At 48.1% G+C, this 12,055-nt stretch carries 9 protein-coding genes; 1 reads left to right on the forward strand and 8 read right to left on the reverse strand.

Features of this window, described 5'->3' with window-relative positions; genetic code table 11:
* Position 1: 1 nt before the first annotated feature.
* The 8 genes from ACM9J1_RS07360 to recR form a co-directional block, all read right to left on the reverse strand.
* The gene (locus tag ACM9J1_RS07360; protein ID WP_415581388.1) at positions 2-850 is read right to left on the reverse strand and encodes an ABC transporter permease; all 849 of its coding nucleotides are present in this window, start codon (positions 848-850) and stop codon (positions 2-4) included.
* Positions 850-1,896, reverse strand: coding sequence for a dTDP-glucose 4,6-dehydratase (gene rfbB / locus ACM9J1_RS07365; protein ID WP_415581389.1), 1,047 nt, complete (start codon positions 1,894-1,896; stop codon positions 850-852). Before rfbB ends, ACM9J1_RS07360 begins: the two co-directional genes overlap by 1 nt.
* The gene (locus ACM9J1_RS07370) at positions 1,896-3,173 is read right to left on the reverse strand and encodes a nucleotide sugar dehydrogenase (protein WP_415581390.1); all 1,278 of its coding nucleotides are present in this window, start codon (positions 3,171-3,173) and stop codon (positions 1,896-1,898) included. The genes rfbB and ACM9J1_RS07370 overlap by 1 nt, the downstream gene beginning before the upstream one ends.
* Positions 3,174-3,259: 86 nt before the next feature.
* Positions 3,260-4,663, reverse strand: a complete 1,404-nt coding sequence (locus tag ACM9J1_RS07375) for a UDP-glucose 6-dehydrogenase (RefSeq protein ID WP_415581391.1) — start codon at positions 4,661-4,663, stop codon at positions 3,260-3,262.
* 44 nt (positions 4,664-4,707) lie between these two features.
* On the reverse strand, positions 4,708-5,685 hold the full coding sequence (locus ACM9J1_RS07380; protein ID WP_415581392.1) for an SDR family oxidoreductase: 978 nt from the start codon (positions 5,683-5,685) through the stop codon (positions 4,708-4,710).
* On the reverse strand, positions 5,686-8,154 hold the full coding sequence (locus ACM9J1_RS07385) for an exopolysaccharide transport family protein (RefSeq protein ID WP_415581393.1): 2,469 nt from the start codon (positions 8,152-8,154) through the stop codon (positions 5,686-5,688).
* Positions 8,155-8,164: 10 nt separating this feature from the next.
* Positions 8,165-8,953 (reverse strand): polysaccharide biosynthesis/export family protein, encoded by a 789-nt coding sequence (locus ACM9J1_RS07390; protein ID WP_415581394.1) that lies wholly within the window; start codon positions 8,951-8,953, stop codon positions 8,165-8,167.
* 65 nt (positions 8,954-9,018) lie between these two features.
* Positions 9,019-9,639, reverse strand: coding sequence for a recombination mediator RecR (recR, locus tag ACM9J1_RS07395; protein ID WP_415581395.1), 621 nt, complete (start codon positions 9,637-9,639; stop codon positions 9,019-9,021).
* 914 nt (positions 9,640-10,553) lie between these two features.
* On the opposite strand from recR, the gene ACM9J1_RS07400 reads away from it, so the two are divergent.
* Positions 10,554-12,044: a sodium:solute symporter gene (locus ACM9J1_RS07400; RefSeq protein WP_415581569.1), complete on the forward strand. Its 1,491-nt coding sequence runs from the start codon at positions 10,554-10,556 to the stop codon at positions 12,042-12,044.
* The last annotated feature ends 11 nt before the right edge of the window (positions 12,045-12,055 follow it).

Raw genomic sequence — 12,055 nt, forward strand, 5'->3', positions numbered from 1 at the left:
ATCAGACGGTATCCATGAAACTTTTTTCGACCTTGTTGAAAATGACTACACCCGTAACGAGCAACACCACAATCACGGCCACACTCGGCAGCAGCGAGATCGGATCGAACTCCCCGACGCCCAGATACGCGTACCGGAAACATTCGAAAATACTCGTAAGCGGGTTGAGCGCCAGAATATCGCGGTATTCCGGGCTGATCGTGGAAACCGGATAAATCACCGGCGTGGCGAACATGAACAGCTGGATGCCGAAAGTGAGCAAAAATGTCAAGTCTTTGTATTTGGTGGTCATCGAGGAGAAAATCATCCCCAAGCCTAACGCAAATGCAGCCATCATCAGGATCAAGACCGGCGTCATCAGCACCCAGGCGTTTGGTTGGATGCGTTGCTCAACATACGTATAATACAGGACGAATGCCACGAACAGCAGGAATTGGATCGCAAATTTCAACAGCGCCGAAAAGACAATCGAAAGCGGCATGATCAACCGCGGGAAATACACTTTCCCGAATACCGACGCGTTGTCCTTAAACACCGTAGAGGTTTTGGTAAGCGAATCCGAAAAATAATTCCAGACGGTTACTCCGGCCAGATAAAACACGATTTGCGGCGCGCCGTCGGTGGAGATTTTCGCCACGCGCCCGAAGATGATCACATACATGGCCGTGGTCATCAAAGGTTGTAGGAAAAACCAGATCGGGCCGAGAATGGTTTGCTTGTAAAAGGTAATGAAGTCTCGCTTGAGCAGCATCAAAAGCAAATCACGGTAATGCCAAACCTCTCGCAGGTTGACCGACATCAGGCCGTCGCGGGATTTGATTTCTTCCGTCCAATGTTGCTTTTGCTCCATTAACTGTATTGTTTTTTATAGTAATTCGCGTATTCGCCGGAAGTGACGTTGGCCAACCAATCGCCGTTGGACAGATACCAATCGATGGTTTTCTCCAAACCTTCCTCAAAAGTCACCGATGGTTTCCAGCCCAATTCCCGGTTGATTTTCGTCGCATCGATGGCATAGCGCAAATCGTGGCCCGGACGGTCTTTCACATAGGTAATCAATTCGCGTGAGCTGCCTGTGTCACGACCGAGTTTCCGGTCCATGATGTCGCAGAGCAGTTTCACCAGATCGATGTTCTGCCACTCATTGAAACCGCCGATGTTGTAGGTTTCGTGGTTGCCGCCTTGGTGGAACACCAAATCGATGGCGCGCGCATGGTCTTCGACGAACAGCCAGTCTCGGGTGTATTTTCCGTCGCCATATACCGGCAGCGGTTTGTGGTTGATGATGTTGTTGATGAACAGCGGAATCAGTTTTTCTGGGAAATGGTTCGGGCCGTAATTATTCGAACAATTCGAAATGACATACGGCAACCCATAGGTTTCGCCATACGCCCGGACGAAATGGTCCGAACTGGCTTTGGATGCGGAATACGGTGAGTTAGGATCGTAGGCCGTGGTTTCGGTGAACAAGCCCGTTTCGCCCAATGTTCCGTACACCTCATCGGTTGAAATATGGTAGAAACGCTTGCCGTCAAAATTGTCCTTCCAGATCGTTTTGGCCGCATTGAGCAGGTTCATTGTTCCGATGACATTGGTCTTGACGAAAGCCAGCGGATCGGTGATGGAACGGTCTACGTGCGATTCGGCAGCCAAATGCACCACGCCGTCAAAACGGTGTTCGTTGAACAATTGGTTGATGAAATCTGCATCGACGATATCGCCTTTCACAAAGGTGTAATTCGGCGCGTTTTCGATGTCGGCGATGTTCTCAAGATTGCCCGCATACGTAAGCGCATCGAGGTTAAAAATATGGTAATCGGGATAGTTTTGCACAAAACGCCTGACGACGTGTGAGCCAATGAAACCAGCGCCTCCGGTGATCAAAATCTTCTTCATTATAATTTTCCGTCTGCTTTTTCTTTTAATACGCCTTTTACATCATACACGACGCAGGCTTGCTTTTTCAGGTTGTCGAGTGCCATGGTCTGGAACTGTTTGTGTGCGACGCCGAGCACGATCGCATCGAATGTCGTCTCGGGCATTTTGTCGGTCGTGTCCAGTTTGTATTCATGCATGACTTCCGCCGGGTTGGCCCACGGATCGTAAATCGTGACCTTGATGCCATAGTCGGCCAACGCTTTCACGACATCCACAATTTTGGTGTTGCGCACGTCCGGACAATTTTCCTTGAATGTGATGCCCAACATCAGTACGGATGCGCCGTTGATGGCGATGCCTCTCTTAATCATGAGCTTCACGACCTGCGAAGCCACGTATTCGCCCATCGAGTCGTTGAGCCTGCGTCCGGCCAGTATAATCTCCGGATGGTAACCCGTTTCCTGGGCTTTCTGTGCCAGATAATACGGATCTACGCCGATGCAATGCCCGCCAACCAAGCCCGGACGGAACGGCAAAAAGTTCCATTTGGTGCCGGCGGCTTCCAACACGGCGTGGGTATCGATGTCGAGTAAATTGAAAATCTTGGCGAGTTCGTTCACGAAGGCGATGTTGATGTCGCGCTGTGAATTCTCGATGACTTTGGCGGCTTCGGCCACTTTGATGGTTGGCGCGAGATGCGTGCCGGCGATGATGACCGATTTGTATAAGTCATCAACCTTTTTCCCGATTTCAGGCGTTGAACCCGCAGTAACTTTCAGGATTTTCTCGACCGTGTGTTCTTTGTCTCCGGGATTGATGCGTTCCGGCGAATAACCTGCGAAGAAATCTTCGTTGAACTTCAACCCTGAAACACGTTCCAACACTGGAATGCATTCTTCCTCGGTGACGCCCGGATATACGGTTGATTCGTAGATGACGATGTCGCCTTTTCCGAGCACTTTTCCAACGGTTTCGCTGGATTTGTACAACGGCGTCAGGTCTGGACGGTTGTTCTTATCGACCGGTGTCGGCACCGTGACGATGTAGTAGTTGCAGTCTTTGATGTCGTCGAGGTTCGCGCTGCAATACAGCCCAATCGCGTCCGATGGGTTTTTCACCAAAACAGACTGCAATACGTCGTCGGCCACTTCGAGTGTCGAATCTGTCCCGCCGTTGAGCTCGTCGATGCGCGCGCGGTTGATGTCAAAACCAACGACGGGATACTTCGTCGCGAACAATCTTGCCAGCGGCAATCCCACGTAACCCAAACCGATGACGGCAATTTTAATCCTCATAATGTTATTTTTTGTCTTTGCCCTTGCCCTACATTTCCGACTTCAGACTTTCGACTTTTGACTTTCGACTTTTGACTTTCGACTTCTCAACACCTCGGCCCTGACCCGATAGACTGATACTTAAATCCTATTTCTGCCATGCGCTTGCCGTCAAGCAGGTTTCGCCCGTCGAAAACAAATGCCGGCTTTTGCATGTTATCGTAAATGCGTTGCCAGTCCAGTTGGGTAAATTCGTCCCATTCGGTGAGGATGGCCACCGCATGTGCATTGTGGCAGGCTTTGTAAGGATCATCGTAGGAAACCGCTCTTTTTTCATTGGCTTCGTGCGTCCGCGAATCAAGATAATCCAGATCGGATAATACTTGCTGGCTGGACACTTTCGGGTCGTAAATCGCGATATTCGCTTGTTCGTTGATCAGGTCGTCGGCCACGTAAATAGCGGCAGATTCACGGGTATCGTTAGTGTCTTTCTTAAATGCCCAGCCGAGGAACGCAATCTTTTTGTCGGCCACCGTATTGTAAAGCGTCTGGACGATGTTTCTTGCAAAACGACGTTTCTGGTGGTCATTCATGATGATGACTTGCTCCCAATAATCTGCCACTTCGTTCAACCCGAAAGACTTCGCGATGTACACCATATTAAGTATGTCCTTCTGGAAACACGAACCGCCGAAACCTACCGAAGCCTTAAGGAATTTTGGCCCGATACGGCTGTCCATACCAATGGCCTTGGCAACTTCATTCACGTCGGCACCGGTTTTTTCACACAATTCAGACAATGCGTTAATTGAAGAAACGCGTTGCGCCAGAAATGCATTGGCGGTCAATTTCGACAATTCGGACGACCACACATTGGTGGTCAAAATGCGTTCTTTCGGCACCCATTGGCCATATACATCGGCCAAAGCCTGAATGGCCTTTTGTCCTTCGGGCGTATTGTCGCCACCAATCAGGACGCGGTCTGGCGCAAGCAAATCCTGCACTGCCGTGCCCTCGGCAAGAAACTCAGGATTCGACAAAATCTGAAACTGCACGCCGTTACCGGTGTTGTCCAAGATACTTTTGACCGCTTCGGCCGTACGTACGGGCAGTGTCGATTTCTCAACTACTATTTTGTCGTCTTTGGAGACGCGCGCAATCTGGCGGGCACAGAGCTCTATGTACTTGAGATCTGCGGCCATGCCCTTGCCAGAACCATACGTTTTGGTTGGCGTGTTCACGGAAATGAAGATCAATTGTGCTTCGTCTATGGCTTTGTCCACTTCAGTCGAAAAAAACAAATTTCGGCCGCGCGCTGAGGCAACAACGTCAGCAAGACCCGGTTCATATACTGGAATGTTTTCCACGTTGGCATCATTCCAAGCAGCAATCCTTTTTTCGTTTAAATCGACAACGGTAACTTTGATGTCGGGGCATTTTTGCGCAATCACAGCCATAGTTGGCCCGCCGACATAACCGGCACCGATGCAGCAAATCTTCGTAATCTTCATGTATGGTTAACTATTAATCCGTTTGCAAATATACTCTTTTAACACTATTTTAGGTGCTCACAATACCACTTGACCGCTTCTTTGAGTCCGTCCCGAAACGAGTGCGTTGGCGCATATCCCAGTAGCCTCTTGGCTTTGTCAACGCTCGCGAGTGAATGTGGAATATCTCCGGTGCGGTTAGGCCCGTGAATGACGGGAATCGCCGCGACCTTCGCATCGTATTCAGACAAGAACACTTTGAGGTATTTTACTAAGTCATTCAAGGTATTTCGTTCTCCCACGGCTGTGTTGTACACCGTATTGACCGCTTCGGCATTGTCGGTTTCAATCGCGAGCTGGTTCATCTGGATGACGTTGTCGATGTAAGTGAAATCCCGCGAAAAATTCCCGTCGCCGTTGATGACCGGGCTTTCGTGCCGCATCAATTGCATGACGAACTTCGGGATGACCGCCGCATAGGCGCCATTCGGGTCTTGCTTCCTGCCGAAGACGTTAAAATACCGCAGGCCAATGGTCTCCATGCCGTAGGTACGGCCAAATACATCGGCATACAATTCATTGACATACTTCGTGATGGCGTAAGGTGAAAGTGGCTTTCCAATGACTTCTTCGACCTTCGGCAAGGACTCAGAATCACCGTATGTAGATGAACTGGCCGCATAGATGAACCGTTTTACCCCGGCATCGCGCGCGGCCACGAGCAGGTTCAAAAATCCGGAAACATTAACATCATTACTGGTAATTGGGTCATTGATGGACCGTGGTACCGAACCCAGCGCGGCCTGATGCAAGACGAAATCCATCCCCAAAACGGATTTGCGACAATCGTCAAGGTTGCGAATATCGCCTTCGATTAAAGTAAAATCCGGATTGTCGGCAAATGCCGTTAGGTTGTGGCGATGCCCGGTCGAAAAATTGTCAAGGCACACCACGCGCTGGCCTTCCGATAAGAAATGTTCACAAAGGTTAGACCCAATGAAACCGGCACCTCCGGTGATGAGTATGTTTTTCTTACCAGACATTTATTTCCTCCTGAATTTCCGTGCCCATTTTTCAAACAAGTTGCGCGGCGGTTCTTCCTCGTGATAGCCTTGCCCATAAGTGCCGTAGCCGTAACCGTAACCGTAGCCATAGCCGTAGCCATAGCCCGCACCGTATTTGGCTTTGTTCTCATAGCCGTTGAACACGATGCTTACGTTATTGATTTCACCGCGTTTCTGACGGTTGTTGAGCAACGTAATCATGTCTTTTTTAGTGTAATTCTGGCGCATGATGTAAAGTGTCACGTCAGTGTATTGAGACAACTCGATGGCATCGGACACCAACCCTATGGGCGGCGTATCTAAAATGATGTAATCATATTCCTGTTTGAGTTTTTGCATAAACTCATGCATCGCCTCGCTGATGATCAATTCGGAAGGGTTTGGCGGAATCGGGCCGGAGGTGATGACGTCCAGATGCGGAATGTGGGTTTTTTGAACCACTTCCTCAAGTGTCTTCTGGCCGATGAGATAATTTACCACACCGATGTCATTACGAATGTTGAAATCGTCAAAAATCTTCGGTTTACGAAGGTCAAGACCTACGATGACACTTTTCTTTTCACTCAAGGCAAATACCGTAGCGATGTTGATGGAACAGAATGTTTTGCCTTCGCCGCTGATGGAAGACGTCAACATTAAGGTTTTCGCCCCTGGTGATTCTTGTTTTTTATATAGGAATTGGAGCGACGAGCGGATGGCTCGGAACGATTCGGCCAAGGCAGACTTCGGACGTTCGAAAACAGATAGATTTGACGAGTTATGCTTTAAACCAATGACGCCAATGATTGGAATTTTGGTCATCTTCATAATGTCATCTATGTTCAAAACGGCATTCTCGATGAAGAACAACGCAAACACCAGCAACAACGGAATGAGCAATCCCATAAAGAACGCCATGATATAGTTCACGTTGGTGTTGGGGCCAATAAGCCCGCCGCCAGTGTCTTTCGCCGTATCTATGAAATGGATATCGGACAAGTTTGATGCCTTGACGATTTGCGCCTCGTGCTTTTTGGAGAGGAATGAGGTAATCAAAGACTCATTGAGGTTGTACTTGCGCATGATCTTAGACAACTCCTGCTTTTCCCGGGGCAAGCGGCTGATATTGCCCTCGACTTCGCCAATGCGGGCATTGATCATGTTCAAGTCATAATTGACAATGTTGCGTACAGATTCGATGTTTTCCAGCAAGACTTTCCTAACGGCCTCAATTTTCACGTCGAAATCCTGAAACAACTTCTCACTCTTTACAGAGTATGCCAGTTCTGACCGCCTAGCCGACAAATCAACAATTTTTGACACATTGGTGTTGATATTCGCGTCGTCTATACCGGCAGCGGTCGGCGCGGGAAGTTTTGAGAAGTCTGTGTTGCTCCGCAAATAACTTTTGAGCTTATTGAGGTACGCAATTTTGCGAAGAATTCGGTCTTGTTCGACATCGAATTCCTTCAATTGAACAGTGTAAACATCACTTTGGCCTTCCAGATCGCTCATGTTCTTGCCCACCGAAAAACTCTGCAATTCCTTTTCAGAGTCTTTAAGATTTCCACCAATGGCCGTAAGTGTGCTGTCGATAAAATTAATGGTGTTCGTGGCAAATTGGTTCTTACGATCCAGTTGAGACTTGATGAGCGTATTGACCGTCGCGTTCAAATAGTCAACCATCCGGGCTTTATTGGTGCCTTGCAACGAGAGTTTGATGATGGAACCTGCCCGTTCATCAATTTCTGCCTTAATGCCTTGGTAACGCTTAACGACTTCGTCAAAATTCTCAAATCGAATGAAATATTCTTCGCCAACGTAATCCGAAACATCAGGCCGGAGTTCAAGCCGCAAATTCAGAAACGGCAACGCCACCTGCTGGCCTATTTTATAACGCTTCACAAATTCGCCAGGCTGTACATTTACGGCATCGCCTTCTTTGCCGTTGTAGAACGCCACCTGCGCCTGATTGGCTTCAAACGGGATGCGCATTTCATACTCGGTGGCCGTGATGAACTTTATGGAAATAAGCCGCTCCCGCAATTGCCCATACCTTTTGTCGATTACTACATCAAATGGCGTGTTGCCATATACATCTTGCATGTAGTATTTGCCTTTTTTTAAATATTCAATGAAAAAATCCAGTTTATCTACGACCAATTCGTTGTGTGATCTGGACTTGATGGTTGACGAAATACCCTGAACCTCGTCTGAGGTGCCGCCCCAGTTAAAAACTAGACTTGTATTCGAGGTAAAAAACGGATTACTTTCTTCTTTGATGGCAATGGTTGTATCCATCGTGTAGATTTTTTCCTTGCGTACATTCACTTGGTGCGCGATGGTAAAAGCCACAATCAAACTCGCCACAAACCATTTCCAATAACTGGTGATTTTAATCAGGAATCCCTTAAAATCGAAACTCGTATTGGTGTTTTCAAAAAAAGAAAAGTCTTTTGGATCCAGCATGTTGCGGCAATTATCTTGTTAAGAGTAGGGTGATGGTCGTGAGTAGCGATACGATCGATATAACGGTTGTTACAGATTGCAAGCCGGTTGTGCCCGTACCCCATGATTTTTGAGGCAAGGGTTTAACGTAAACATAATCGTTGGGCTGAAGGTAATAGTACGGCGATTGCATGGCACTGATATCAGTGAGGTCTATCGTATGGATTTCGGAGCCCTGTGGCAATTGCCTGATCACCGCAACGCTTTTGCGATCGCCTGTTTGGGTAATGTCGCCGGCATTGGCAATAGCTTCCATGATATTGACCTTGTCTTGCAAGAGTATTTTAGACCCCGGACTGGTCACTTCTCCGTTAATGGTATAATGAAATCCGGCCAACTTCACCGATACATAAATCGTTGCTTCCTTAGTGAAATATTCATCGAGGAGTTTGCTTTCAATCATCACCCTTACTTCTTCCAACGTGTAACCCAAAACATTCAACGACCCCAACACCGGAATGCGGATATTGCCATGATCATCAACGGTATAGCCACTAAAATACAGACTTTCACCACTTGGCGATGCATTCTGCTGATTACTGATGGAGAACATGTCCACCAATTTCTGGTCGAGCGCCTTGATGCTGATATGGATAATGTCATTAGCCTGTAAACGGTAAGGCTTGGCCAGTACCGGGTTCATGGCAGGCGCCAACGCATCGCTGTCTTTCTTTTGGAGATACGTCAAGTTTTTGGTCGGGACACAAGAAACAAACAGAACGGCAGATAGAAAAAGGATATATCGGGTGATGTGGTTCATCTGTAAAAAATTAGCAAACAAAGATAGTTTTTCATTTATAAAAACAAAACTGAAAGCGCTTTTAACTATTGCCCTTTCAACGAATTTTCAAACGGCACACGTTGCAATATGCTGCGCCCTAATGTCACCTCATCGGCATACTCCAATTCGTCGCCCACGGCAATACCGCGTGCAATGGCCGATGTGGTCACGCCATAATCTTTGATTTGCCGATAAATGTAGAAGTTGGTCGTGTCGCCTTCCATGGTTGGGCTTAACGCAAAAATAACTTCCTGTACGGTTCCGGCCTGCACTTTGGCCACCAGCGATGCAATGTTCAATTGCCCCGGCCCTACGCCATCTATAGGCGATATTTTTCCAGACAATACATGATAAATACCGCGGAACTGGCCCGTATTCTCAATGGCCATCACATCGCGTACATCTTCCACGACGCACACCACGGCATGATTGCGCGCCGCATTGCTACAGATTTCGCAGACCTCAACATCAGAAATATTGTGGCAGCTCTCGCAAAACCTGATGTCTTCGCGCATCGCCGTAAGCGCTTCAGACAAAAACAACGTCTGGTCTTTGGGCTGTTTGAGCAAGTGCAGCACCAGCCGCAACGCCGTGCGCTTCCCGATTCCAGGCAAGCGGGACATTTCATTTACCGCGCGTTCGAGGAGTTTTGAGGAGAATTCCATAGCGCAAAAGTAAGGTTTTTTAGGAGCTGTTTCCGGCTGTCCGCTATATCTTTTGCTCCGCTGCGCTACGCAAAAGGATGCCGCTTCCATCCGGGCTAGGGGTTTTGTCGTGGCCGCGACATCCGGCTTTTTTCCTGGACGTTGTCCAAACCGAGACTTTTTTCTTTTAGAAAAAGAAACAAAAAATCGCTTATCAGCGGGATTTACTTTTGTACCCAAAAGTAACAAAAGGTTTCGGCTGATTTTAATTCGCTTGATTTCCACGGTTTCGTTGCGCGTCACGCCAGCTGAGCCGCTCGTCGCGCACTCCTTGACTCCTGCACCTGGCTGTTTGGATGTAACGTTAAACATTTTCCTTCCGGCGCAACTTCAACCGGAAAATCTACGCAAATTAAAATAGGCCGAAGAACCAAACCGGAACTATTGTGGAAACGATGGTAATTTCTCTAACCGAAGCCAATTTTGGAAACGCCTTGATTTCGGGCGCTGCGTCAGCGAGCCGAAATAATTAAATGTTCCACTTAGTCGCGGCTTGCATGAAGGATTGCGTTAAGAAAATCGGAGCCGCAAGCGTTAAGAACTGCGGGCTGTTTGAGCGATAGCGAGTTCTCCGCAGTTTAGCTTGCGGTGAGGATTTTTAGCAAACTTCATGGCCGCCCCGGCATTTTTGCTTCTTTTGTTGCCAGACAAAAGAAGGCCCAGCGGCAGCGGCACAAAGAGAGAAAAGCAAAAGGTTTGGACAACGTCCAAACCAACAACAAAGCCTACGGCAACGCCGCCGCTGCGTTAGGGATGGCAGCGGCATCCTTTTACGCAGCGTAGCGAAGTAAAAGATACAGCGGACAGCCCGGCGCTTGAGCAACGCCAAAAAAAATAAACTTTGCCTGATGACAAAGTTTTATTTCTTTTGTAACATGACTCCTACCACAATCCTCCTGATTATTGTTGTTTACTTCGGGTTGCTGATTTTTATCTCCAACGCAGTAAGTAAAAAAGATTCCAGCAACGACGCATTTTTTAAGGCCAACAAGAACTCCAGATGGTATTTGGTGGCGTTTGGGATGATTGGTACGGCGCTTTCGGGCGTGACGTTTATTTCGGTGCCAGGCCAAGTAGGTTCGCCCGACATCCAGTTCAAGTATTTCCAATTCGTGCTGGGCAACGCGATTGGTTTTTTAATCATTGCCACCGTGCTTTTGCCGTTGTATTACCGCATGAACCTGACCTCGATTTACAGTTACATCGAGCAGCGGCTGGGCGTGGTTTCCTATAAAACGGCGGCATCTATTTTCTTGATCAGCCGTACGATTGGTTCGGCGGCGCGGCTGTATCTGGTCGTGATTGTGCTGCAGCGATATGTATTTGACGCGTTCGGCGTGCCTTTCTGGTTTACGGTCTTGATGTCGCTGGGATTGATTTTCGCCTACACGTATCGCGGCGGATTGAAAACCATCATCATTACCGACACGCTGCAGACGGTGTTCTTGGTGTCGTCTGTGATTTTTACGATTTTCTTTATTTGCGACAGCCTGGATTACAGCATTCCGCAGGCGTTTGAAGCCGTGAAGAACAGCAACTATTCAAAGATTTTCTTTTGGGAAGATTGGCTCAAGGGGAATTTCGTGGCCAAACAAATCATCGGCGGGATTTTAGTGACCATTGCCATGGTTGGGCTTGACCAGGACTTGATGCAGAAAAACCTCAGCTGCAAGAACATCGGCGAAGCCCAGAAAAACATGTTTACGTTTACGGGGATTTTTGTCGTGATCAACCTGTTCTTTTTGAGCGTGGGCGCGTTGCTGTATCTGTATGCGGAAAAGAATGGTATCGCCGTTCCTGAGCTTGCCGGAAAAACCCGTACCGATTTGCTGTTCCCTGAAATTGCGTTCCACCATTTGGCGCTCGTGCCGGCTGTCGTGTTCCTGCTCGGGCTTACGGCCGCTACATTTGCCACAACCGATTCGGCCCTTACCGCTTTGACGACTTCATTTTGCGTTGACTTTTTGGGCATGGACAAAAAAGAACATTCACCGGCCATGGTAAAAACACGCCACAAAGTGCATGTAGGTTTCTCGCTGCTGATGTTTGTGGTAATTCTCTTGATTTACTGGCTCAACAGCGACTCGGTCGTGAGCCTGATCTTTAAGATTGCGGCCTTTACGTATGGGCCGTTACTCGGGTTGTACGCTTTTGGATTGTTCATGAAGACCAAAACCGTCATCGATAAGCTCGTACCGATGGTTTGCATACTCGCGCCTACGTTAACGTTCATCCTTAGTTTGTATACCAAAGAGATTTTCGGGAATTACGAGTTTGCCGAGGAGTTAATCTTGGTAAACGCCGGGCTGACTTTCTTGGGCTTGCTGCTGATTTCTAAACCCTCTACTACCCAGACGCGGTTTTAAAACCTTGCGGC

Source organism: Flavobacterium longum, from assembly GCF_965137575.1.
Taxonomy (GTDB): domain Bacteria; phylum Bacteroidota; class Bacteroidia; order Flavobacteriales; family Flavobacteriaceae; genus Flavobacterium; species Flavobacterium longum.